26 protein-coding genes are annotated in these 23,259 nt (G+C 66.5%); 14 read left to right on the forward strand and 12 right to left on the reverse strand.

Going from position 1 to position 23,259, the window contains the following annotated elements:
* Positions 1-2 precede the first annotated feature (2 nt).
* The gene (locus ABIC44_RS08705; protein WP_354294908.1) at positions 3-818 is read right to left on the reverse strand and encodes an LD-carboxypeptidase; all 816 of its coding nucleotides are present in this window, start codon (positions 816-818) and stop codon (positions 3-5) included.
* Between the two features lie 73 nt (positions 819-891).
* Between ABIC44_RS08705 and ABIC44_RS08710 the strand changes: the two genes are divergently transcribed.
* The 8 genes from ABIC44_RS08710 (at position 892) to ABIC44_RS08745 (ending at position 6,310) form a co-directional block, all read left to right on the forward strand.
* The gene (locus ABIC44_RS08710; RefSeq protein WP_354294909.1) at positions 892-2,283 is read left to right on the forward strand and encodes a UDP-N-acetylmuramate--L-alanine ligase; all 1,392 of its coding nucleotides are present in this window, start codon (positions 892-894) and stop codon (positions 2,281-2,283) included.
* Positions 2,284-2,362: 79 nt separating this feature from the next.
* Positions 2,363-2,617, forward strand: a complete 255-nt coding sequence (locus tag ABIC44_RS08715) for a DUF6356 family protein (protein WP_307102750.1) — start codon at positions 2,363-2,365, stop codon at positions 2,615-2,617.
* A gap of 86 nt (positions 2,618-2,703) precedes the next feature.
* Positions 2,704-3,435 (forward strand): alpha/beta hydrolase, encoded by a 732-nt coding sequence (locus tag ABIC44_RS08720; protein WP_354294910.1) that lies wholly within the window; start codon positions 2,704-2,706, stop codon positions 3,433-3,435.
* Positions 3,432-4,214: a tetratricopeptide repeat protein gene (locus ABIC44_RS08725; protein WP_354294912.1), complete on the forward strand. Its 783-nt coding sequence runs from the start codon at positions 3,432-3,434 to the stop codon at positions 4,212-4,214. Before ABIC44_RS08720 ends, ABIC44_RS08725 begins: the two co-directional genes overlap by 4 nt.
* Positions 4,215-4,335: 121 nt before the next feature.
* Positions 4,336-4,752 carry a VOC family protein gene (locus ABIC44_RS08730; protein WP_354294914.1) on the forward strand — a complete coding sequence of 139 codons (417 nt, stop codon included), beginning with the start codon at positions 4,336-4,338 and terminating at the stop codon, positions 4,750-4,752.
* Positions 4,753-4,762: 10 nt separating this feature from the next.
* Positions 4,763-5,479, forward strand: coding sequence for a hydroxyacylglutathione hydrolase (gene gloB, locus ABIC44_RS08735; RefSeq protein WP_309699324.1), 717 nt, complete (start codon positions 4,763-4,765; stop codon positions 5,477-5,479).
* Between the two features lie 37 nt (positions 5,480-5,516).
* The gene (locus ABIC44_RS08740) at positions 5,517-5,945 is read left to right on the forward strand and encodes a hypothetical protein (protein WP_309692495.1); all 429 of its coding nucleotides are present in this window, start codon (positions 5,517-5,519) and stop codon (positions 5,943-5,945) included.
* Positions 5,945-6,310 carry a DUF6491 family protein gene (locus ABIC44_RS08745; RefSeq protein WP_354294976.1) on the forward strand — a complete coding sequence of 122 codons (366 nt, stop codon included), beginning with the start codon at positions 5,945-5,947 and terminating at the stop codon, positions 6,308-6,310. The genes ABIC44_RS08740 and ABIC44_RS08745 overlap by 1 nt, the downstream gene beginning before the upstream one ends.
* A 149-nt stretch (positions 6,311-6,459) precedes the next feature.
* On the opposite strand, the gene hslU is transcribed toward ABIC44_RS08745, so the two are convergent.
* The 3 genes from hslU to phaR form a co-directional block, all read right to left on the reverse strand.
* Positions 6,460-7,758 carry an ATP-dependent protease ATPase subunit HslU gene (hslU, locus tag ABIC44_RS08750; RefSeq protein WP_307102735.1) on the reverse strand — a complete coding sequence of 433 codons (1,299 nt, stop codon included), beginning with the start codon at positions 7,756-7,758 and terminating at the stop codon, positions 6,460-6,462.
* A gap of 12 nt (positions 7,759-7,770) precedes the next feature.
* The gene (gene hslV / locus ABIC44_RS08755) at positions 7,771-8,313 is read right to left on the reverse strand and encodes an ATP-dependent protease subunit HslV (protein WP_058744342.1); all 543 of its coding nucleotides are present in this window, start codon (positions 8,311-8,313) and stop codon (positions 7,771-7,773) included.
* A gap of 319 nt (positions 8,314-8,632) precedes the next feature.
* Positions 8,633-9,196 (reverse strand): polyhydroxyalkanoate synthesis repressor PhaR, encoded by a 564-nt coding sequence (gene phaR / locus ABIC44_RS08760; RefSeq protein ID WP_354294916.1) that lies wholly within the window; start codon positions 9,194-9,196, stop codon positions 8,633-8,635.
* Between the two features lie 39 nt (positions 9,197-9,235).
* Between phaR and ABIC44_RS08765 the strand changes: the two genes are divergently transcribed.
* The 5 genes from ABIC44_RS08765 (at position 9,236) to ABIC44_RS08785 (ending at position 14,792) form a co-directional block, all read left to right on the forward strand.
* On the forward strand, positions 9,236-10,282 hold the full coding sequence (locus tag ABIC44_RS08765) for an alpha/beta fold hydrolase (RefSeq protein ID WP_354294917.1): 1,047 nt from the start codon (positions 9,236-9,238) through the stop codon (positions 10,280-10,282).
* A gap of 23 nt (positions 10,283-10,305) precedes the next feature.
* Entirely contained in the window at positions 10,306-11,478 is a 1,173-nt protein-coding gene (locus ABIC44_RS08770; RefSeq protein ID WP_354294919.1) for an acetyl-CoA C-acetyltransferase, read from the forward strand.
* Positions 11,479-11,670: 192 nt separating this feature from the next.
* Positions 11,671-12,216, forward strand: coding sequence for a TonB-dependent receptor plug domain-containing protein (locus ABIC44_RS08775; protein ID WP_354294920.1), 546 nt, complete (start codon positions 11,671-11,673; stop codon positions 12,214-12,216).
* Complete coding sequence (locus tag ABIC44_RS08780; RefSeq protein WP_354294922.1) at positions 12,213-12,707, forward strand: hypothetical protein; 495 nt, start codon at positions 12,213-12,215, stop codon at positions 12,705-12,707. The genes ABIC44_RS08775 and ABIC44_RS08780 overlap by 4 nt, the downstream gene beginning before the upstream one ends.
* 171 nt (positions 12,708-12,878) lie before the next feature.
* Complete coding sequence (locus ABIC44_RS08785) at positions 12,879-14,792, forward strand: TonB-dependent receptor domain-containing protein (protein WP_354294923.1); 1,914 nt, start codon at positions 12,879-12,881, stop codon at positions 14,790-14,792.
* 55 nt (positions 14,793-14,847) lie between these two features.
* Here the strand turns inward: ABIC44_RS08785 and alr are convergent, their stop codons facing one another.
* From alr to ABIC44_RS08820, 7 genes are all read right to left on the reverse strand, one after another.
* Complete coding sequence (gene alr, locus ABIC44_RS08790) at positions 14,848-15,876, reverse strand: alanine racemase (RefSeq protein WP_354294924.1); 1,029 nt, start codon at positions 15,874-15,876, stop codon at positions 14,848-14,850.
* 266 nt (positions 15,877-16,142) lie between these two features.
* Complete coding sequence (gene mmsB / locus ABIC44_RS08795) at positions 16,143-17,018, reverse strand: 3-hydroxyisobutyrate dehydrogenase (protein WP_354294925.1); 876 nt, start codon at positions 17,016-17,018, stop codon at positions 16,143-16,145.
* Between the two features lie 65 nt (positions 17,019-17,083).
* Complete coding sequence (locus ABIC44_RS08800) at positions 17,084-17,860, reverse strand: enoyl-CoA hydratase (protein ID WP_354294927.1); 777 nt, start codon at positions 17,858-17,860, stop codon at positions 17,084-17,086.
* Between the two features lie 13 nt (positions 17,861-17,873).
* Positions 17,874-18,923 (reverse strand): enoyl-CoA hydratase/isomerase family protein, encoded by a 1,050-nt coding sequence (locus ABIC44_RS08805; protein WP_354294928.1) that lies wholly within the window; start codon positions 18,921-18,923, stop codon positions 17,874-17,876.
* A 117-nt stretch (positions 18,924-19,040) separates the two neighbouring features.
* Positions 19,041-20,183 (reverse strand): acyl-CoA dehydrogenase family protein, encoded by a 1,143-nt coding sequence (locus ABIC44_RS08810; protein WP_354294930.1) that lies wholly within the window; start codon positions 20,181-20,183, stop codon positions 19,041-19,043.
* A gap of 137 nt (positions 20,184-20,320) precedes the next feature.
* Positions 20,321-21,826 carry a CoA-acylating methylmalonate-semialdehyde dehydrogenase gene (locus ABIC44_RS08815; RefSeq protein WP_354294932.1) on the reverse strand — a complete coding sequence of 502 codons (1,506 nt, stop codon included), beginning with the start codon at positions 21,824-21,826 and terminating at the stop codon, positions 20,321-20,323.
* Positions 21,827-21,950: 124 nt separating this feature from the next.
* Positions 21,951-22,580 carry a YoaK family protein gene (locus tag ABIC44_RS08820; protein WP_354294933.1) on the reverse strand — a complete coding sequence of 210 codons (630 nt, stop codon included), beginning with the start codon at positions 22,578-22,580 and terminating at the stop codon, positions 21,951-21,953.
* Between the two features lie 160 nt (positions 22,581-22,740).
* On the opposite strand from ABIC44_RS08820, the gene ABIC44_RS08825 reads away from it, so the two are divergent.
* Entirely contained in the window at positions 22,741-22,914 is a 174-nt protein-coding gene (locus tag ABIC44_RS08825) for a hypothetical protein (protein ID WP_309692453.1), read from the forward strand.
* A 34-nt stretch (positions 22,915-22,948) separates the two neighbouring features.
* Here ABIC44_RS08825 and ABIC44_RS08830 read toward each other — a convergent pair whose 3' ends face one another.
* Positions 22,949-23,104 (reverse strand): hypothetical protein, encoded by a 156-nt coding sequence (locus ABIC44_RS08830; protein ID WP_307102708.1) that lies wholly within the window; start codon positions 23,102-23,104, stop codon positions 22,949-22,951.
* Positions 23,105-23,259: the final 155 nt, after the last annotated feature.

Below are 23,259 nucleotides of genomic sequence, written 5' to 3' on the forward strand. Positions count from 1 at the left end.
CGTCACACGATTCCGAACGGCACCAGATGATTGTCCTGGGTGTGCCCGACCCGTGCCCGCCCCAGATAGGGCACACCCATCTCGGCGCACCAGCGCTGGATCATGAACTCCAGCGTCTCGCCCCATTCCGGTTCATTTTCCTGCACATTGCTGACCGCGCCCAGCCGGACGCCCGCCACGCCCTTCAACTGGGTGGCGTTGGCCATGGTGAACAGCATCCGGTCGATCGCATACATATGCTCGGACACTTCCTCGACGATCAGGACATGGTCGGTCAGGTCGGGAAGCCAGGGCGTGCCGATCAGCGCATGAAGGATCGACAGGTTGAACGCCGCCGCCGGGCGTCCGTCCAGGCCGGGCTCCAGCCCCTGCCGGTCGCCGCCGGTCAGCCAGCCGAGCGAACGCGCCACCGTCACGTCGCCATGCTGCCGCCTTATGTCGCTCGCCATCGGTCCGTGCACCGGCCGCCCGATCCGCCGGGCATAGAGCGCGGCCAGCACGAAGCCGAGATCGGAATAGCCGATATAGGTCTTGTGCCCCGCCGCCGCGTTCAGATGGGGCATGACCCGCGACAGGATTCGGTTCGATCCGTAACCGCCGCGCAGGAACCAGATCGCGTCGATGCCGGGATCGTTGGCGAATTCCAGAAAGGCCGAGGCGCGGCGTTCGTCGGACCCGGCGAAATGCCCGTCCTGCTCATAGCATTGCGGGTGGAAGATCAGGTCGACGTCCGGATAGGCGATCGCGGCGAAGGCGCTGACCGGCGCCTCGGCGGCGGGGTTGCCGATGCTGGCCGGGGCGAGGATTCCGATCTTCATGTCCTGCGTCCCTCCTGTCGCTCGTCCGGCCGGGCATTGCCCTGCACCGCCATCTCGCCGATAGCGTGACGCCATGGACAACGGCAATTCCTGTTTTCTGGTGGGCATCGGCGGATCGGGCATGATGCCGCTCGCCATGATCCTGCGCGCCCGCGGCTGGGCGGTTTCGGGTTCCGACCGGGGGCTCGACCAGGGCCGGGTCGCGGCCAAGTTCGACGCGCTGCGCCGGGCGGGCATCGCGCTGTTCCCGCAGGACGGGTCGGGCGTGGTGTCGGCCGACCAGTTGGTGATCGCCTCGGCGGCGGTGGAGGAGACGGTGCCCGACATCGTCGCCGCCAACCGGCTGGGCTGCGCGCGCGCCACCCGGGCGCGGATGCTGGCGGGGCTGTTCAACGACAGCGCGCTGCCCATCGGCGTGGCGGGGACCAGCGGCAAGTCGACCGTCACCGGCATGATCGCCTTCATCCTGCACGAGACGGGGCGCGACCCGACCGCGATGAACGGCGCGGTGATGAAGGATTTCGTCTCGCCCGACAGCCCCTTCGCCAGCGCGCTGGTCGGCGGCGGCGAGGCGTTCGTCAGCGAGGTGGACGAAAGCGACGGCTCGATCGCCTTTTACGACCCGGCCATCGCGGTGCTGAACAATGTCAGCCTGGACCACAAGTCGCTGGAGGAATTGCGCGACCTGTTCGGCGGCTTTACCAGGCGCGCGCGCCATGTCGTCGCCAATGCGGGCGATGCCGAGACGGCGGCGCTGCTGGCGGACATTCCCCACCTCACCACCTTCGCGGTCGAGGGGGCGGGCGATCTGGTGGCCGAGGCGCTGAAGCCCGAACCCTTTGCGATCGGCTTCGACCTGATCACGGGGGGGGCTGGCTATCATGTCCGGCTGTCGGTGCCGGGCCGCCACAATGTCTCCAACGCGCTGGCGGCGATCGGCGCGAGCGTGGCGGCGGGGGTGCCCCTGATCGACGCGATCCGCGCGGTCGAGCGCTTCACCGGGCTCAAGCGCCGGTTCGAGAAGGTCGGCGAGGCGGGCGGCGTGACCGTGATCGACGATTTCGGCCACAACCCCGACAAGATCGCCGCGACCCTGGACACGCTCCACGCCTTTCCGGGCCGGTTGCTGGTCCTGTTCCAGCCGCATGGCTATGGCCCGCTGAAGGTCATGCGCCGCGAACTGGTCGACAGCATCGCCGCGCGGATGAAGCCCGGCGACGTGCTGACGCTGCCCGACCCGGCCTATTTCGGCGGCACCGTCGCGCGCGAGGTGACGAGCGCCGACATCGTCGCCGACCTGCGCGTGCGCGGCGTCGATGCCCGCCACATCGCCGAGCGTGCGGAGGCCGCCGAGGCCCTGCTCGCGGAGGCGCGGCCGGGCGACCGGATCGTGGTGATGGGCGCGCGCGACGACACGCTCAGCCTGTTGGCGCAGGACATGGTGGAGCGGCTGGCGGGCCGGTAAAGGGCCTCCCCTTCGTTATTTGGCCAATCCCCACCGCCATGATAGGATCAGCGCAAACGGCCATAGGAGAACGCCTGTCATGTTCCGCCGCCTGTTTACCGAGCATCCCGAAAGCGTCGGCGAGAGCTATGTCCAGCATTTCGGCGTCGCGGCGCGGTTCGGGGGGATCATGATCGCCGGCGGCCTGGGCGCGCTGGTCCATGCGGTGGTGCCGGGACTGTGCACCACGACCGGCAGCGACACGATCGCGCGGCTCCACGCCGAGATGGTCGCCAAGCGTCGCAAGGTCCAGGCGGCGCAGGCGCAGATGAAAAGCGTGGAATATGTGATCTGAAGCCCCCTCCCCTCCGCTCGGGCCGAACGGAAGGGAGGGTAAGCCCATGGGTTTCCATTGTTTCCTCCATCCCCTAAATCCCACGCATGACCGAAACCCCCGCCCCGCCGCGCCCCAGGCTCGCCCATCACTGGACGCCGGGCAAAGCGCCCGCGATCGTCTTCCTGCCCGGCTATGCCTCGGACATGCAGGGGTCGAAGGCGCTGGCGCTCGAACAATGGGCCAAGGCCAACGGGCGGGCGTTCCTGCGCTTCGACTATGGCGGCTGCGGCGAGTCGGAGGGGGCGTTCGAGGATCAGGCGCTGGCGGACTGGCGCGACGACGTCATCGCGATGCTCGATACGGTGGTGCCCGGCCCCGCCGTGCTGGTGGGATCGTCGATGGGCGGCTGGCTGATGCTGCTGGCCGCGCGCGCCCGGCCGACCCAGGTCAAGGCGCTGGTCGGCATCGCCCCCGCGCCCGACTTCACCGACTGGGGTTTCTCGCCCGAGGAGAAGATGGCGATCCTTCAGGAAGGGCGGCTGGAGCGGCCCAACCCCTATGGCCCCGCGCCCACCATCTATACCCGCCGCTTCTGGTCCTCGGGCGAGGCGAACCGGCTGACCTTCGCCCCCATCGATTTCGATGGCCCCGTCCGGCTGCTCCAGGGTATGGCGGACAGCGACGTGCCATGGCACCGCACCGCGCATCTGGCCGGGCTGTTCCGTTCAGCCGATGTGCAGACACTCCTCATCAAGGATGGCGATCATCGGCTGTCGCGCGAGGCCGACATCGCGCTGCTGATCCGGAGCGTCGAGGAAGTGTTGAGCCGTCTATGATCCTTCTCCCCCTCGCGCTCGCCGCGCTGGTTCAGACCGGGGCCCAGACCGGGGCCCCTGGCGCGACCAAGCCCGCCCTGCCCGCCGACCCGCGCGAGGCGCGCTATCAACGCTGCGTCACCCTGGCCGAACGCGATCCGGGGACGGCGCATGCGGAGGCGGCGCGATGGCAGCTGGCCGGGGGCGGATTCTTCGCGCAGCAATGCCTGGGGCTCGCCTATGCGACCGAGCGCAACTGGGTCGCGGCGGCCAGCGCCTTCGAGCAGGCGGCGCGCGCGGCCGAGACGGCGCATGACGTCCGCGCCGCCAATTACTGGGCGCAGGCGGGCAATGCCCAGCTGGCGGCGGGCAACGCCGTCAAGGCGCGCGCCGCGCTCGACGCCGCGCTGGCGGCGGGCGAACTGACCGGCTTCGCGCGCGGCGAGGTGCAGCTCGACCGCGCCCGCGCGCTGGTCGCCGATGGCCAGATGGCGGCGGCGCGCGTCGATCTGGACGCCGCGCTGACCAACGTGCCCGGAGACCCGCTCGCCTGGCTGTTGTCGGCGACGCTCGCCCGGCGGATGAACGACCTCCCGCGCGCGCAAAAGGACATCGCCCAGGCGCTGGCCCGCTCCGCCGACGATGCCAATGTCCAGCTGGAGGCGGGCAATATCGCCGCCGCCGGCGGCGACGAGGCAGGCGCGCGCAAGGCGTGGAGCGAGGCCGCGCGGCTGGCCCCCGCCGACAGCCCGATCCGCAGCCTGACCGCCAAGGCCCTGGCCCAGTTCCAGAGCCGCTGACGCCCCTTATCGCAGGTCAAGGTGAACCGGATTCGTTGCGGGTAGGACGGTGATCCGGTCGAGGCGGCTATCGCCTCCCGCGACCGGTGCGCCGCCCCTCTATTCCCAGGCAGGAGACACGATGCGCTATCTTCACACCATGATCCGGGTCAGCGATCCCGATGCCAGCATCCGCTTCTTCGAGCTGCTGGGTCTGAAACAGGTGCGGCGGATCGACAATGAGCGAGGCCGCTTCTCGCTGATCTTCCTGGCCGCGCCGGGGGACGAAGGCCGCGCCGAGGTCGAGCTGACCCATAATTGGGACCCCGAAATCTATGGCGGCGGGCGCAATTTCGGGCATCTGGCCTACCGCGTCGACAATATCTACGACACCTGCCAGCGACTGATGGACGCCGGGGTCACGATCAACCGCCCGCCGCGCGACGGGCATATGGCCTTCGTCAAGACGCCCGACGGCATCTCGATCGAACTGTTGCAGGACGGTGCGCTGCCCCCGGCCGAACCTTGGGCCTCGATGCCCAATGTCGGAAGCTGGTAAGACACCATTTATGGAAATCGTCCGAGTCCCCGTCCTGTCCGACAATTATGCCTGGCTGATCCACGATGCCGGGCACACCGTGGCGCTCGATCCGGGCGAGGCCGGGCCGGTGGCCGCCGCCGCCGCCGCGCGCGGCTGGACGATCGGGCAGGTCTGGCTGACCCATTGGCATCCCGATCATGTCGGCGGCGCGGCCGCGCTGCGCGCCGCGGGCGCGACGGTCGCGGGGCCGGCGGCGGAAGCGGACCGGATCGCAGGGCTCGATACGCTGTTGGAGGAAGGCGACGGGATCGCGGTCGGCCATGCGCAGGCCGTCATCTGGTCGGTGCCGGGGCATACGGCGGGGCATATCGCCTTCCACCTGGCCGATCGCGGGGTGATCTTCACCGGCGACACGCTGTTCGCGATGGGGTGCGGCCGGTTGTTCGAGGGGACGGCGGCGCAGATGCACGCCAATATGCGCCGCTTCGCCGCGCTGCCCGAGGATACGCGGGTCTATTGCGGACACGAATATACGCTGTCGAATGCGCGCTTCGCCGCCACGGTCGAGCCGGACAATGCGGCGATCGCGGCCCGGCTGGCCGATGTCGAAGCGATGCGCGAACAGGGCGAGCCCACCGTCCCCACGACCATCGCGCTGGAGCGCGCCACCAATCCGTTCCTGCGGTCGGTCGATGCCGACGAATTGGCCGAGAGACGTGCAGCCAAGGATGCGTTCAGAGGTTAACGTCTAGCTACGGGAGACGCTGATCGAAGGAGACGAAATGATGCGTATCGCGACATGGCTTTCGGTGCTTGTTCCGGCGGTGGCGTTGGCGGGCTGTACGCTGACCCCGGCGGAAAAGGCGCGGATCGAACAACGGGCCGAAACCGAGAAGGCCGATCTGGACAAGGCGTTGCGCGGCCTGACGCCGGGATCGCCGACCCAGTGCATCAGCCAGTATCGGACGCAGCAGGTCCGCTCCTATGGCCCGACCATCGTCTATACCGTGTCGCCCAATCTGAAATATGTCAGCCAGACCTCGGGCGGCTGCGACGGGGTCGGCGGACAGGGCAACAACATCTTCGTCACGCGCACCACCACGGGCCAGCTCTGCTCGGGCGATATCGCGCAGACCGTCGACCGCGCATCGGGCTTCTTCACCGGCAGTTGCAGCTTCGGCGAATTCACCCCCTATCGGAAGGCCCGGTGATGCGCTGGCGCGTCCTTCCGCTCGTCGCTCTGGGGCTGAGCCTGGTGGCGGCCAAGTCCGATCCTTTCGCGGGCCGGGTCGCGGGGCCGCCCGCCAAGTGTGTCGATACCACCACCGCCATGTCGGGGCCGTCCATCTATGACAACGACACGATCGTCATCAATGGCGGCGGCCAGCGCATGTGGCGCGCCAAGGTGCGCGGACAATGTCAGGGGCTCCAGCCGTTCAACACGCTGATCGTCGAACGCTGGGGCTCGCAGATTTGCCGCAACGACCGGTTCCGGGTGCTGCAACAGGGCATGTCGATCCCGTCGCAATGGTGCGTGTTCGACGGGTTCGTGCCCTATGACCGGGTGAAGAAATAGGCGGTGTCGCCTGGGGCCCTGCCCTCCCCCATCCCCGCCCAGACCCTCGCCAGCGGATAGATTCAACCGTCTGATCTTGCCGCTCCCCTCCCGCAAGCGGGAGGGGATGGGGGAGGGCCACGGTGTCTCACCGAGCCCTCACCCCGGACTCACAGGACGAACCGGCTGAGATCGGTATTGCGCGCCACCGCCGACAGCTGCTGGTCGACATAGGCCGCATCGACCGTCAGCACCGTGCCCTGACGATCCTCCGCCTCGAAGCTGATATCCTCAAGCAGCTTCTCCATCACCGTCTGCAACCGCCGCGCGCCGATATTCTCGACCTGCGCGTTCACTTCGGCGGCGATGCGCGCGATCGCGGCGATGCCGTCCTCGGTGAAGGAAATGTCCACCCCCTCGGTGCCGATCAGCGCCTTGTACTGCGCAGGCAGCGACGCCTTGGTATCCGACAGGATCGCGACGAAATCCCCCTCGGTCAGCGCCTTCAGCTCGACCCGGATCGGCAACCGGCCCTGAAGCTCGGGCAGCAGGTCGGACGGCTTGGCGACATGGAAGGCGCCGGACGCGATGAACAGGATATGGTCGGTCTTCATCGGGCCGTACTTCGTCGAGACGGTGGTGCCCTCGATCAGCGGCAACAGGTCGCGCTGCACGCCCTCACGGCTGACCGAGCCGCCGCGCACGTCCGACACCGCGATCTTGTCGATCTCGTCCAGGAAGACGATCCCGTTCGCCTCGGCGTCCGCCAGCGCGGCGCGGCTGACCTCGTCCTGGTCGAGCCGCTTGTCCGCCTCTTCCTCGACCAGCTTGGTCCAGGCCGCGCCGACCGTCAGCTTGCGCCGCTTGAGCGGCTGACCGCCGCCGAACGCCTTGCCCATCATTTCGGACAGGTTGATCATTTGCGGCGCGGCGCCCGGAATCTCGAACGGCATGGCCGGGGCCTGTTCCAGCTCGATCTCGATCTCGGTCTGGTCGAGATGGCCGTCGCGGAAACGCTGGCGGAACGCCTCGCGCGTCGCCTGGCTCGAATCCTTGCCGACCAGCGCGTCGAGCAGGCGGTTCATCGCCGCCTCCTCCGCCTTGTCCTTCACCGCGACGCGGCGGCGCTCCTTTTCCAGCCGGATGGCTTCCTCGACCAGATCGCGCGCGATCTGCTCGACGTCGCGGCCGACATAGCCGACCTCGGTGAACTTGGTCGCCTCGACCTTGACGAAAGGCGCATCGGCCAGCTTCGCCAGACGGCGGCTGATCTCGGTCTTGCCGCACCCCGTCGGGCCGATCATCAGGATGTTCTTGGGCGTCACCTCGTCACGCAAATCCGCGCCGAGGCGCTGGCGACGCCAGCGGTTGCGCATCGCGACGGCGACCGCGCGCTTGGCGTCGGCCTGGCCGATGATATGCGCGTCGAGCGCGGCGACGATCGCCTTGGGGGTCAACTGGTCGTTCATGGGAACCCTAAATTACTGCGCGCCGTCGATGGCTTCGAGCGTGACGCGGTCATTGGTGTAGACGCAGACATCGGCGGCGATCGCCATCGCCTTGCGCGCGATCGTCTCGGCATCCTGTTCATAGTCGACGAGCGCCCGCGCCGCCGCGAGCGCGTAATTGCCGCCCGACCCGATCGCGCAGATGCCGTTCTCGGGCTCCAGCACGTCGCCATTGCCGGTCAGGATCAGCGTCACGTCCTTGTCGGCGACGATCATCATCGCCTCCAGGTTGCGCAGGAACTTGTCGGTCCGCCAGTCCTTGGCAAGCTCGACCGCCGCGCGCAGCAACTGGCCGTTATGCCGCTCCAGCTTGGCCTCCAGCCGCTCGAACAGGGTGAAGGCATCCGCCGTCGCCCCCGCAAAGCCGCCGATGACCGATCCGTCGCCCAGGCGCCGGACCTTCCGCGCATTGGGCTTCATGACCGTCTGGCCCATCGAAACCTGGCCGTCCCCGGCCACCACCACCCGGCCGCCACGGCGCACCGAGCAAATCGTCGTGCCATGCCAGGTGGGCATGGCGTGTTCATTCCCGCTCATGCGCGGCGATATGGATGCGGGCGGGCGCGGGTTCAATGGAGGGCGTTTCCCGACCTCCGTCCAGCCGCAGCGAAGTCGAAGGCCGCCTTTTCATTCCTCCCCTGCAAGGGGAGGTGGCAGGCCGGAGGGGTGTCCCGGTTGGAGAGGTGGTGCCGTGCTCGCGACCGGGGACACCCCTCCACCAGCTTCGCTGGTCCCCCCTCCCCTTGCAGGGGAGGAAGAGAAAGGTGCGCGGCGGTCACCGTTTCAGCATGGCCTTCGACTTCGCTCAGGCTGAACGGCGCAGGGTTGCAGGAGGTTACTCCCCCAGCTTCTCGATCTTGTCCTTCAGCGCCGCCAGTTCCGCCTTCAGCGCGGCCATTTCCTCGTCCCTGCCCGCTGCGGGAGCCGCCGGGGCGGGCGCGGGTGCAGGGGCGGGCGTACCGGGCTTGAACCCCTGCGTCGCCGCCTCGAACATCGCCAGGTTCCGCTTGGCCATGTCGGCGAAGGGCGTGCCCGCGAACGCGCCCTCGACCGCCGACTTGAACTGTTCCTGGTTGCGGCGGAAGCTGTCCATCGACGCCTCCAGATAGCCGGGCACCACCGCCTGCATCGAGTCGCCGTACATCGAGATCAGCTGGCGCAGGAAATTGACCGGCAGCATCGTCTCGCCCCGGCTTTCCTCTTCCATGATGATCTGCGTCAGGACATTATGGGTGATGTCCTCGTCGGTCTTGGCGTCGACCACCTTGAAGTCGCGTCCCGCCCGGATCATCGCCGCCAGATGGTCGAGCGTGATGTAGGAGGAGGTTTCGGTGTTGTAGAGCCGCCGGTTCGCATATTTCTTGACGATCACGATGCCGTCCGCTGCCTGCTTCTTCATGGACCCCCGCCTTCTATGATTTTGACCTAGCCTAACGTCATGGATTTCGCATCGCAACATGGTCCGCGCCCCTTGCCGCTGTTCCTAGCGATGTTGCGCAGCGAAGCCGCGGAAAATCCCGATCTGGTGACGCGCGCCATGGAGGGATTGCGGCGGTTCCAGGCCGCGAAGCGCGAACGACCGATGCGCGCGCTGGCTGTGCGGCGACGGCGCGGACGGGTGCGGTTGCGCGATGCCGGAGGGGAAGGACGGCCCGTGCTGTTCGTCCCCTCGCTGATCAACCCGGCCTCGATCCTGGACCTGTCCCGCGACCGCTCGCTGCTCCGCTGGCTGCGCGAGCGGGGCTGCCACCCCTGGCTGATCGACTGGGGCACGCCCGGCGCGAAGGATCGCGACATCGACGTGGCGGGGCATGTCGAGCGTTTCCTGCTGCCGCTGATCGCGACATTCCCCGAGCCGCCGGTGCTGGTCGGCTATTGCCTGGGCGGCACGCTGGCCATGGCGGCGGCGGCGCGCAGCGAGGTGGCCGGGATCGCCGCCATCGCCGCGCCGTGGCATTTCAGCGGCTATGGCGAAGAGGCGCGCGCCGCGATGGCCGCGCAATGGGCCGCGATCAAGCCGACCTCCGAGGCGCTCGGCGTCGTGCCCATGGAGGCGTTGCAGGCGGGATTCTGGCGGCTCGACCCGGCGCGGACCATCGCCAAATATGCCGCCTTCGCCGATCTCGATCCGCGCAGCGACGCCGCGCGCCGCTTCATCCGGCTGGAGGACTGGGCCAACCAGGGCGCGCCCCTGCCCCATGGCTTCGGCCTGGAATTGTTCGAGCGGCTGATCGCCGAGGATCGTCCCGGTCAGGGACGATGGCGCGTCGGCGGCGAAATCGTCACACCGTCGCAATGCGACGCCCCTAGCGTCGAGTTCGTCGCCACCGCCGACCGGATCGTCCCCGCCGCCACCGCGATCGGGCTGGCCGACCGGCGAGCGGGTGGCACGGGCCATGTCGGCATGGTCGTCGGCGGTCGTGCGGAACAACAGCTTTGGCAACCGCTGGCCGACTGGATCGCGGGCCTGCCTGCCCCTAGATAGAGTGTAAGTAGAGAGGAGCCTTCATGACCGAGATCGTCATTACCGCCGCCAAGCGTACCCCCGTGGGCAGCTTCCTGGGCGCCTTCGCCGCCACGCCCGCGCATGAACTGGGCCGGGTCGCGATCACCGCCGCACTCGAACAGGCGGGCATCACCGGCGAGGACGTGTCCGAGGTGATCCTCGGCCAGGTGCTGACCGCCGCGCAGGGGCAGAACCCGGCGCGCCAGGCCTCGATGGCGGCGGGCATCCCCAAGGAAGTCCCGGCTTATGGCGTGAACCAGGTCTGCGGCTCGGGCCTCCGCGCGGTCGCGCTGGGGCTTCAGGCGATCGCCAATGGCGATGCGACCATCGTCGTGGCGGGCGGCCAGGAATCCATGTCGCTCTCGCCCCACGCCCAGACGATGCGCGGCGGCACCAAAATGGGTCCGCTGACCATGGTCGACACCATGGTCCATGACGGCCTGACCGATGCCTTTGCGGGCTATCACATGGGCATCACCGCCGAAAACCTTGCCGAGCAATATCAGGTGACGCGCGACGATCAGGACCGGTTCGCGGTCCGCTCGCAGAACCTCGCCGAAAAGGCGCGCGGCGAAGGCCGGTTCAAGGACGAGATCGCCCCCGTCACCATCAAGACCCGCAAGGGCGAGACGGTGGTCGCCGACGACGAATATATCCGCGCCGGTGCCACCCTCGAGAGCGTCTCGGGCGTCCGCCCCGCCTTCAAGAAGGACGGCACCGTCACCGCCGCCAATGCCTCGGGCCTGAACGACGGCGCCGCCGCGCTCGTCCTGATGAGCCGCGAGGAGGCCGAGAAGCGCGGTACGCCGGTGCTGGCGACGATCAAGAGCTGGGCCTCGGCGGGCGTCGACCCGTCGGTCATGGGCATCGGCCCCGTCCCCGCCACCCGGCGCGCGCTGGAAAAGGCGGGCTGGAGCGTCGGCGACCTCGACCTGATCGAAGCCAACGAAGCCTTTGCCGCCCAGGCGCTGTCGGTCGGCAAGGAGCTGGGTTTCGACCCCGACAAGGTCAACGTCAACGGCGGCGCGATCGCGCTGGGCCATCCGATCGGCGCCAGCGGCGCGCGGGTGCTCACGACCCTGATCTACGAGATGCAGAAGCGCGACGCGAAAAAGGGCCTCGCCACTTTGTGCATCGGCGGCGGCATGGGCATCGCCATGTGTGTTGAGCGGTAAACACGCTTCTATGCGAAAATTTCGCGATTAACGGTTATCTTGCAGGGATGTGTCGAACCTGTCACATCCCTGCAACATCGGTTACACAATTTTCATTTGCGATTTTAGAGGCGCTTGTTTTCGCGTCGGAAATTTCTTTCCCTTGGATGAACGGACATGAACGATCCGTCATAATGGGGGTAAAGAATGACAATGCGCGTACTGATGGGGGCTACCGCGATCGTTGGATCGTTGTTCGCCTTGTCGATTGAGGCATCGGCACAAACCACGCCGCCCCAGCAGGAATCCGAGCGCCCGACGGAAGAGCAATCGGGCCCCACTCAAAACAACGAAGTCACGGTGACTGGCACGCGTATTCGCTTGCCCAACACGGTATCTCAAGAACCGATCGTCACTGTTGGTAGCGACTATCTGGAAGCTCGCAATCTTACAAACGTCGCCGACGCGCTGAATGAAATTCCTGGCTTTCGGGGCAGTGTCACGCCAAACGGGACGCAGGGATCGTTTGGGCAAGGTGTCAACTTTGCTAATGCTTATAATCTCGGTTCAAACCGGACGTTGACGCTGGTCAACGGACGCCGCGTCGTCACATCAAACGTCGCTTCGGTCTTCGGCAACGCGTCCGGCGGCACGCAGGTCGACCTCAACATCCTGCCCACCATTGTCATTGACTCGGTTGATCGCGTCGGCATCGGCGGGCTCCGATCTATGGTTCGGACGCAATCGCCGGAACGGTGAACATCAAGCTGCGAAATCGCTTCAATGGACTGGAGGCTCGGGCTACATCGGGCATCACCGAGCGCGGCGACAATCAGCGCATCAACTTGTCTGCGATTGCGGGCCGTGACTTCGCAGACGGGCGTGGCAACATCACCATTGCCGGTATGTACGAAACCGTTAAGGGGATGGTGCAGAACGATCGGGATTTCTATCGGGACAATCTGGGTTCGCTCCTCAATCCAACGACAGCAGAAGCTGCTCGTTTCGGCCCTGCTGGTCGCACTCCCGCAAATGATGGTCGCGTTAATCCGAATATTGGTTTCAATGATTCGACCACGGACGGCTTTCCGGGTTCCGTTCTGGTCCGCGATCTCAGCATCGCTTCCATGGCTTATGGCGGCTTGATCATCGCGCCAGCCGGAGCAACTAGTCTTCGCTCGCTCGACTATGCGCGACAGTTCGACCAATTTGGGAATCTCGTGGCCTTCAATCCGGGGACGGTTTTCTAGGGATCGACCACCGCGCCCCCCATCACCGGCGGCTCCGCACGTTCGGCGAACACAAAAGACGGTTTCCGCTTCAGTGACGTAACGCAGATCACCAGCGATGTTCGGCGCATAGCAGCAAATCTTTTCGCGAACTTTGACCTCACGGAAGAAGTCAAGCTGTTCGCCGAAGGCATGTATTACAAGGGCCGCGGCGATCAGCTTCTCCGCCAGCCGACCTTCAACTCCTCGCTGTTCGGTGGAGCAAGCAGCGCGCTGAATTTCAGCGTCGACAATCCGTTCCTGACCGCTCAAGCGCGCCAGACGCTGACCCAGGCTGGCTATTCGACCTTCCGCTTGAGCCGTGCAAATCTCGATCTGGCGGACATTACCGGCTATTCGGAGAACGATCTCTACCGGGGCGTTCTAGGGGCATCGAGCAATTTCAAGCTGGGTGGCCGTGATTATCAAGCTGAAGTTTCGGTCAATTATGGCCGCAACGATTTCGTCGACTATAATCAGGCCATCAATCAGCAGAATTTCGTCAACGCAGTCAACGTCGGCCGTAATGCTGCTGGCGAGATCGTCTGCACGACCACGCCGACCGTGCTTGCTACACCGGGTTTCCGTCCGGTGGCCGATGCAGCCTGTCGTCCGCTCAATCTCTTCGGCCAAGGCGTCGCGTCGCGCGAGGCGCTCAACTATGTCGTTCAGGACGTATCGGCGACCAGCAAATTTGAGCAGTTTGTCGTCAACGCCAATTTCGGTGGCTCACCATTTGACATTTTCGGCAATCCCGTCGGTTTCAACACGGGCTTTGAACATCGAGAAGAAAAGGCCAGCTTCACCCCTGACGCCTTCCAACAGCAGGGTCTGGGTCGGTCAGTGGCTATCGCGCCCGTGTCCGGAAAGTACACGCTGAACGAGGTATTTGGCGAAGTCCTTGCACCTCTGATCCAGCCCCAGAATGACTTTATCATTCATAGCATGGAAGTCTTCGCACGCGGTCGGTACGTTAACAATACGGTGAACGGCAACTTCTTCTCGTGGTCTGCGGGCGGCAGTATCGAACCGATACGAGACATCCGCTTCCGTGGCAATTTTACAAAATCGTTCCGCGCACCGTCGGTTGTCGAACTATTTTCGCCGATTACCATCACCTTCACCACCGTTACAGACTACTGCGCACCCGGCAATCGGAACGCAGGCCCGGTGCCGGAAATCCGCAATCGGAACTGCACCGCATTCTTGTCCCGTTATCCTAATGCCACACCTCTGGCAGCAGCATCGGCGACCGTGCCGGGCCGCTCGGGCGGAAACCCGACCCTGCAGAACGAGGAAGCGCAGAGCTACACACTTGGCGCGGTCATCCAACCTCGCTTTGTGCCGGGCCTGACTATCTCGGTTGACTATCTCAACATCAAACTGCGGCAGCCGATCTCGAGCCTGACGGTCGCACAGATCGGTTCGGCGTGTTTCGATAACGCATCGTTTAACGCTGACGATCCTGCGAATGGCAATGCCTTCTGCTCGCGAATCCGTCGCGATGCATCGGGACAGGTTGTTTCCGATCCGGCGAACCCCGCGGTCACCTCGGGTTACGTCAACGGCGTCCGGTATGATTTTGAAGGCCTACAGGCCACGCTCGACTATCGCACGCGACTTAACGGCTTGAACCTCCCGGGCACGCTGACAATCGGCGGCGATCTCTATTTTCAGGGCAAGCGGCTAATCGACACAACTGGCGTTGCACCTGCGCGCAGTGATGGGACGATCGGCGATCCACAATTCCAAGGCCAAGCGCGATTCCGCTATCGTACCGACAATTGGGGTTTCAGCACCTTCGTCAACTATACCGGACAACAGCTGACGTCGCGTTTCAACCGCGGCTCCAATCCCAATGACACACGTGAATTCGACAAGTACAAGGACTTCGTCACCCTTGATGCGAACGTCTTCTTTGATGTGACGGATCGTTTCACGCTAAGCTTTACCGCGACAAACCTTACCGATCGGATCAGCCAGCGCTATTACGGCTATTATATTCCTGGCGTCATCAACGACGCAGTTGGCCGCCGTTTTGCTATCACTGCTGCCGTCAAATACTGATCGATCCGCCAGGATCGGAATCGATCGGGGCTCTCCTTCGGGAGGGCCCCTTTTTTCATCCCCGCGCGAATCGCTGCCCCAATCCGGTCAGCAGTTCATATTGCGACACGCCCGAGGCGGCGGATGCGGCGGCCAGGTCGTAATCCATCGCCAGCCAGTCGCCCTCGGCCAGATCGGGCCTGGCGGTCACGTCAACCGCGACCAGATCCATCGACACCCGGCCGAGCACCGGCAGGACCACACCGTCCGCGCGAGCCGCCCCCAGGCCCGACAGCGCGCGGCGATAACCATCGGCATAGCCCAGGTTCAGGATCGCGACCTCGGTATCGGCGGGGGCGGTCCAGGTGGCGTTGTAGCCAACCGTCTCGCCTGCCGGGACCAGGCGACGCTGCAGGATCTGCGCCTCGGGCCGGGCGACCTGCCGCAGCGGTCCGGCCATGTCGGGGCGCGGAATGCCGCCATAGAGCGCCAGCCCCGGCCGGGTCAGGTCGAAATGATAGTCGGCGCCCAGCCCGATCCCCGCCGAATTGGCCAGGCTCATCCGGCGCGCGCGCGTCCGCCCCTTCAATCCGGCAAAGGCCGCCTGCTGACGCGCGTTCATCGGCACATCCTCATCGGCGCAGGCGAGGTGACTGATCAGCGTCTCGATCGCCAGCCCGTCGAGCAGGCCGTCGGCCACCGCCTGCACCGACACGCCCAGCCGGTTGATCCCGGTGTCGACCATCACGTCGCACGCGCCGCCGCCGCCCTCGCGCCACCGCGCCACCTGTTCGGGGGTGCTGAGCACCGGACGCGCGAATCCCGCCATGGCCGCGGCCATGTCCTCGGCGCGCAGGCCGTGCAGGACCGACAGGGTGAGGCCCAGCGGGGCGAGCGCCAGCGCCTCGGCCCAGTTCGCGACGAAGAAGTCGCGGCATCCCGCCCCGGCCAGCGTCTGCGCCACCAGCGTCGCCCCCAGGCCATAGCCATTGGCCTTGACCGCCGCGCCGCACGCCGCCGTCCCGCTCATCCGGTCCATGGCCTGCCAGTTAGAGACAAGCGCATCGCGATCGACACGCAGGCGAAGGGGGGCGGGTATTTCCATCACGCTGCGGGCTTTAGGCCGCATTGGCGGGAGGGAAAAGGCGCGATGGGTTTTTCACATGCCCCGCCTCGACCGGCCTTACGCGGGCGAAGGTGATGCAATGCGCTTTCGGCAGGCGGCTCCTGTGGAATAGCGATCCCCTTGGCCTTCGACTTCGCTCAGGCTGAACGGTGGTTTTTCAGGCTGGATCGAGATTCAGCATTGCTCCTTCTTCCCCTCTGCGAGGGGCGAGGGAAAGGAAAGGCATCACTGGACGGCGATCGGCCCTAGCGCAGCGTGCGGATGATGCCGGAGAAGTCGACCGGCGGCTGCCCCTCGCCCACGAACGCGGCGTAAAGCTCGGCCGCGCGCTCGCCCATCGGCGTGGTCGCGCCCGCGTCGCGTGCGGCTTCCATCGCCAATTTCAGGTCCTTGAGCATCAGCGCCGCCGCAAAGCCGCCCTGATAGTCGTGATCGGCGGGTGTTTCCGGCCCGACGCCGGGCACCGGGCAATATTTGGTCATCGACCAGCTCTGCCCCGACGACACCGAGGCGATGTCGTAGAAAGTCTGCGCTTCCAGCCCCAGCTTCTCGGCCAGCACGAATGCCTCGCAGGTCGCGATCATCGTCGCGCCGAGCAGCATGTTGTTGCAGATCTTGGCCGCCTGCCCCGCGCCGTGGCCCCCGGCATGGATCACCGCCTGGCACATCGCCGACAGGAAGGGCTCGGCGCGCTCGAAGGCCTGGTCGGACCCGCCGACCATGAAGGTCAGCGTTCCCGCCCTGGCCGCCGCGATCCCGCCCGAGACGGGAGCATCGACCGCCATCATGCCCTTGCCCCGCGCCGCCTCCGCCACGCGCCGCGCGGTGGCGACGTCGATGGTCGAGCAGTCGATCAGGATCGCGGACGGCGGCGCGGCGGCGAAGACGGCGTCGGCATAGACGCGCTCGACATGGGTTCCGGCGGGCAGCATCGTCACCACCGCCTCGACGCCCTCCATCGCCGCCGCCGCGCTGTCGACGGGCAGGCAGCCCGCCGCCCGCGCCGCCGCCAGCGCGTCCGCCGACAGGTCGAAGGCGCGGACGTCATGCCCCGCCTTCGCCAGATTGGCGGCCATGCCGCCGCCCATATTGCCCAGGCCGATAAACGCGATCCGCGCCATGATGCTCTCTCCTACGCTCTTCTTTTTCTTAGCCCCTCCCGCCTGCGGAAGGGGCGTGAGTCACATCAGCGGCTAGTCCAGACGGGCGTGCGCTTCTCCACGAACGCGGCCATGCCTTCCTTCTGGTCGGCCGAGCCGAACAGGCCGTGGAACAGGCGGCGTTCAAACTGCACGCCCTGCGCCAGCCCCATGTCGAAGGCGGCGTTGACCATCTCCTTGTTGGCGCGCACCGCGATCGGGGCCATGCCGGCGATCGTCGCGGCGGTCTTCAGCGCATCCTCGACCAGATCGGCGGCGGGGACGATGCGAGCGACCAGGCCCGCCCGCTCGGCTTCCTCGGCGTCCATCATCCGGCCGGTCAGGCACATCTCCATCGCCTTGGCCTTGCCGACCGCATGCGCCAGCCGCTGCGATCCGCCCATGCCCGGCGTCACGCCCAGCTTGATCTCGGGCTGGCCGAACCTGGCGGTGTCGGCGGCCAGGATGAAGTCGCACATCATCGCCAGCTCGCACCCGCCGCCCAGCGCATAGCCCGCGACCGCCGCGATGATCGGCTTGCGGATGCGGGTGAATTCGTCCCAGCCGGAGAAATGATTGCCGCCATACATGGCGGCGAAGTCCATCTCCTGCATCTCCTTGATGTCCGCCCCCGCCGCGAAGGCCTTGGGGCTGCCGGTGATGACGGCGCAGCGCTGTTCGGGATCGGCGTCATAGGCGCGCATCACGTCCAGCAATTCGGACAGCAGCTCGGCATTGAGCGCGTTCAGCGCCTGGGGCCGGTTCAGCGTCACCAGCGTCACCGCCTCGCGGCGCTCGACGATCAGGGTGGTATAGTTGGTCATGCGGGCGTCCTCTTCAGCGGTCTTCGGGTGTCCAGGCCTGGGCCTCGGGCAGGGGGGCGAAGATATGGTCGATCATCGTGTCGGTCACACTCTCGGGCGTGGCGGGGTTCCAGCGCGGCGCATTGTCCTTGTCGACGATCAGCGCGCGGACGCCCTCGACAAAGTCGGGCCGCTGCACCACGCGGCTGGCGACGCCATATTCGCGGCGCATCTCCTCGGCGAAGTCGGTGGTCCGCGCCCCCTCATGCAGCAGACGCAGCGACACCTTGCAGGCTTGCGGCGATTTGGTACGCAGCACGGCGAGCTGCTGCGCGGCCCATTCGCCGCCATCCGCCTGCAGCGCGGCGACGATCTCCTCCAGCGTGTCGGCGGCGAACAGCCGGTCGATGTCGGCGGCATGGGCCATGATCCCGGCTTCGGGCACGGGGGCGGACAGCCGGTCGAGCGTCGCGGCGATCTCCTGCGGGGCCGAGAGGATCGCGGCCTTGGCCTCCTCCAGCGCGGCGGCGGGCAGATAATGGGTGGCGAGGCCCAGGGCATAGGCCTCCGCCCCGTCGAGCCGATGCCCGGTCAGCGCCAGGAACACGCCCATCCGCCCCGGCAGTCGCGACAGATACCAGCCGCCGCCGACATCGGGGAACAGGCCGATGCCCGTCTCCGGCATGGCGAACCGGGTATTCTCGGTCGCGACCCGGAAGCGCGCGGGCGCGGAAATGCCGACCCCGCCGCCCATGGTGATGCCGTCCATGACGGCGACGATCGGCTTGGCATAGGTGAACAGCCGGTGGTTCATCCGATATTCGGCCTGAAAGAAGCCCCGTGCCGCCTCGCCGTCGCCCGCACCGCTCTCGGCCAGCAACCGTATGTCGCCACCCGCGCAGAAGCCGCGCCCCTCGGCATGGTCGATGATGACCGCCTCGACCGACAGATCGCCGCGCCAGTCCTCCAGCGCGGCCAGCACGCCCTCGCACATCGCACGGGTCAGCGCGTGGATCGCCTTGGGCCGGTTGAGCCGCAGCCGCCCGACCGGGCCTTCGCGGGTGACGATCAGATCCTGGGTCATGCCGGTCCTTCTATCCTTTCCCGTTCCCCGGCGAAGGCCGGGGCCCAGTTGTGGCAAGCTATGAAGCGCGCCATCGGCTGCTTAGAAACTGGACCCCGGCCTTCGCCGGGGAACAGCTTAGTCTTTGAGCAACTCCCGCCCAACGATCATCCGCATCACCTGGTTGGTCCCTTCCAGGATCGAATGCACGCGCAGGTCGCGCCAGAAGCGTTCAATCGGGTAATCCATCAGATAGCCGTAACCGCCATGGAGTTGCAGCGCCCGGTCGACCACCGAGGATCCGGTATCGGTCGCCAGCCTTTTGGCCATGGCGGCGAAGCGCGTTTTGTCGGGCGCACCCGCCGTGACCTTGGCGGCGGCGAGATAGAGCAGCGCCCGCGCCGCTTCCAATTCGGTCGCCATGTCGGCCAGGGTGAACTGGGTATTCTGGAACTCGGCGATCGCTTTCCCGAACTGGCGGCGGTCCTTCACATAAGACACCGCCTCGTCCAAGCAGCGCTGCGCGCCGCCCAGCGAGCAGGCGCCGATGTTCAGCCGCCCGCCGTCCAGCCCCATCATCGCGATGCGGAAGCCCTCGCCCTCGGCGCCCAGCCGGTTGGCGACCGGCACGCGGACATTGTCGAACGTCACCTGCCGCGTCGGCTGCGAATGCCAGCCCAGCTTGCGCTCGTTCGCGCCGAAGGACACGCCAGGGGTGTCCTTGTCGATCACCAGGCAGGAAATGCCCTTGGGCCCCTCCTCCCCGGTGCGGACCATGGTGACATAGACCTCATTCTCGCCGCCGCCCGAGATGAACTGCTTGGAGCCCGAGACGACATAATGATCGCCGTCGCGCACCGCGCGGGTCTTGAGCGCCGCCGCGTCGGAGCCCGACCCCGGCTCGGTCAGGCAATAGCTGGCCATGCGTTCCATGGTGACGAGATCGGGCAGATACCGCCCCTTCACATCCGCATCGCCGAAACGGTCGATCATCCACGACGCCATATTGTGGATCGAGATGAAGGCCGAGGTGGAGGGACAGCCATAGGCCATCGCCTCCATGATGAGCGCCGCCTCCAGCCGTCCGAGCGCGATGCCGCCCGATTCCTCGGACACATAGATCGCGGCGAAGCCCAGTTCGGCGGCTTCGCGGATCGTGTCGCGCGGGAAGACATGCTTCTCGTCCCATTCGGCGGCGAAGGGGGTGATGCGGTCGGCGGTGAAGCGGCGCGCCAGTTCCTGGATCTCGCGCTGCTCGTCGGTCAGGTCGAATTGGGTCATCGGGTTCGTCTCGTCCTGTTAAGCCCCTCCTCCCGGAGGGGGGAGGGGTTTGGGGAGGGGGCTACGCCACGGGCGATGGTCTCTGTGAGACTCCTTTCCCTCCCCCATCCCCTCCCGCCTGCGGGAGGGGCGTGCTTTTAGGCCATGGTGGGAATCACGAAGGCGTTGCCGCCATCCGGCGCGCCATCGGGCCAGCGCTGCGTCACCGTCTTCACCTTGGTCCAGAAGCGGACGCCCTCCATGCCGTGCTGGTTCACGTCGCCGAATGCGGATCGCTTCCACCCGCCGAAGCTGTGATAGGCCACCGGCACCGGGATCGGCACGTTGATCCCGACCATGCCGACCTCGACCCGCGCGGCGAATTCGCGCGCGGCATGGCCGTTGCGGGTGAAGATCGCGACGCCATTGCCATATTGGTGCTCACTCGGCAGGCGCACCGCCGTCTCGAAATCGGGCGCGCGGACGATCTGGAGCACGGGGCCGAAGATTTCCTCGCGATAGCTCTGCATGGCGGGCGTCACCCGGTCGAACAGCGACGGGCCGATGAAGAAGCCTTGCTCATAGCCTTGCAATTTGAAGCCGCGCCCGTCGACCACCAGTTCCGCGCCCTCGTCGACGCCGGTCTGGATCCAGTCCTCGACCCGGCGCTTGTGCGCGGCGTTGACGACCGGGCCGTAATGGGCCTGCGCATCGGTCGAGACGCCGACCCGAAGCGCGTCGATCGCGGGGATCAGCTTTTCGCGCAGCGCATCCGCCGTCTTGTCACCGACCGGCACCACGACGGGCAGCGCCATGCACCGCTCGCCCGCCGAGCCGAAGGCCGCGCCCGACAGGTCGGCGACCACCTGGTCGAGATCGGCGTCGGGCATGACGATGCCATGGTTCTTGGCCCCGCCCATCGCCTGGACGCGCTTGCCCGCCTCGACCCCGCGCCGATAGACATAATGGGCGATGTCGGACGAGCCGACGAAGCTGACCGCGCCGATCGCGGGATGGTCCAGGATCGCATCGACCATCGCCTTGTCGCCATGCACGACCTGCAGGATGCCCTCGGGCGCGCCCGCCTCGCGCATCAGCTCGGCCAGGTGGACCGGAACCGAGGGATCGCGCTCGGACGGTTTCAGGATGAAGGCGTTGCCGCAGGCGATGGCGATGCCGAACATCCACATCGGGATCATCGCGGGGAAGTTGAACGGGGTGATGCCCGCGCCGATGCCCAGCGGCATGCGCATCGAATAGACGTCGATGCCGGGCCCGGCGCCTTGCGTATATTCGCCCTTCAGCGCGTGGGGGATGCCGCAGGCGAACTCGATCACCTCCAGCCCGCGCTGGATGTCGCCTTTCGCGTCGGCGATCACCTTCCCATGTTCGGAGGAGAGCAGATGCGCCAGCGCGTCCATATTCTGCTCGACCAGTTCCTTAAACCGGAACATCACGCGCGCCCGGCGCTGCGGATTGGTCGCGGCCCAGGCAGGTTGCGCCCTTTGTGCGGCGGCGACCGCCCGGTCGAGCAGCGCGGCATCGCCCAGCGGCACGCGCGCCTGCACCTGGCCGCTATTGGGGTCGAACACATCACCCTGACGGGTCGAAGCGGCGTCGGTCGCGGTCTGTCCACCGGCGACCACATGGTCGATCACGCGCATATGCTCTCCTGTCGCGGGTCTGCTGCCCGACTCTAGGTCTTGTAATTATATTACTCGCGCGTGGAATCCAAGCCGGGCCGTAACAAAAGCCGACCAGCGCCCCGCCGGAACGCCCCGATGCGCGTCAGGCCGCCGGACGCCAGCGCCATGCGACCGCCGCCGCCGCCAGCGCGCCGATACCCGCGCCGTGCAACGCCGCCATGCCCCAGAAGGGGTAGAGCCACGCGCCCAGCCCCGCCCCCACGACGAATCCCGCCCAGAGCAGCGTATAGGGCAACCAGCGCCACCGCTCGCGCCCCGCCACGGCCTGCGCCAGATGCTGGCCGATCTTGACCAGCGTGCCGGTCATATAGGTGACGCCGATACTGACCTCGCCGTCCCGCTCGAAGGTGGCGTTGGCCGCGCCCATCGCCACCGCCATCCCCCAGCCGAGCCGCGCATCGAGTCCCGCCAGCCCGAGCAGCAGCGCGACCAGCACCAGCACCGCCGCCTGTCCGCCACGCGGCAGGACCAGGCGGATCAACGTGCCCCCCATCACCCCGCCGACGAACAGCGCGAGCAACATGGCCAGCATCGCCACGCCCCCGTCCGCCGGACCGGGGCGAACGAGATGCACCGCCAGCATCGTGCCATTGCCGCTCATGAAGGAGACGAAATAGCCGCCCAGATGCTGGAACCCGATCGCGTCCACATAGCCCGCGAGCAGCGCCAGCCCGATGGCCAGGGGCCAGGAACGTCGATCGGATCGGATCATGATGCGCCGTCATAAAGCCAGGCCGTGCGCGCGTCATGATCGTATTTCGCCGCGCATGGCCATCCTGGGCTGTCGTGGACGCCTTCCGTCACTTTATTTTTATCTGTGGGGAGCAAAGCCGCATACGGGCCGTTGGCCCGGCTCACGCAGGGGATATCGGATGGCGGGTGCGCTGCTGGAGATATGGCTCACGATATCCGCTCTGTCGTCGCTGTCGATCGTCCTGATCGCGATCGGGCATAGCGATATCGGCATGGAGCGGCGCTTTCGCCTGCGCCCGGTCCGGAGCGGTCAGCCCGCTCGCCGCAAGCGCCGGATGGCGGCCGGGCGCTGACGATCCGCCGGGAAGGCCCCGGCGGCGGCAAATTTCAGAACAGGTGAAGCAGTCGGTCGAACAGGCCCGATTTGCGGTCCCGCATCGCCATATAGCGCGCACGATCGTCGGCGGCGCGACGATACAAGGCATCCAGACGTTCCTCGCGCGGCAAGTCCGAAATCCGCGGCGGCGGTCTATGGCTGGCCATCTTCACCCTCCCTCAGTTGAGCCGTTCGATTTGAACGACGAACCGAAACTTTTGTTCCCTGACAGGTGACATGCCGTTCATGACGCTTCCGCAATGACCAAGCATTTGAATAGATGAGGAAGATGCCAAAAACGGCATCGCCATCGATGCCGCAA

The sequence above is a fragment of the Sphingomonas sp. 1185 genome (assembly GCF_040544655.1).
Classification (GTDB): domain Bacteria; phylum Pseudomonadota; class Alphaproteobacteria; order Sphingomonadales; family Sphingomonadaceae; genus Sphingomonas.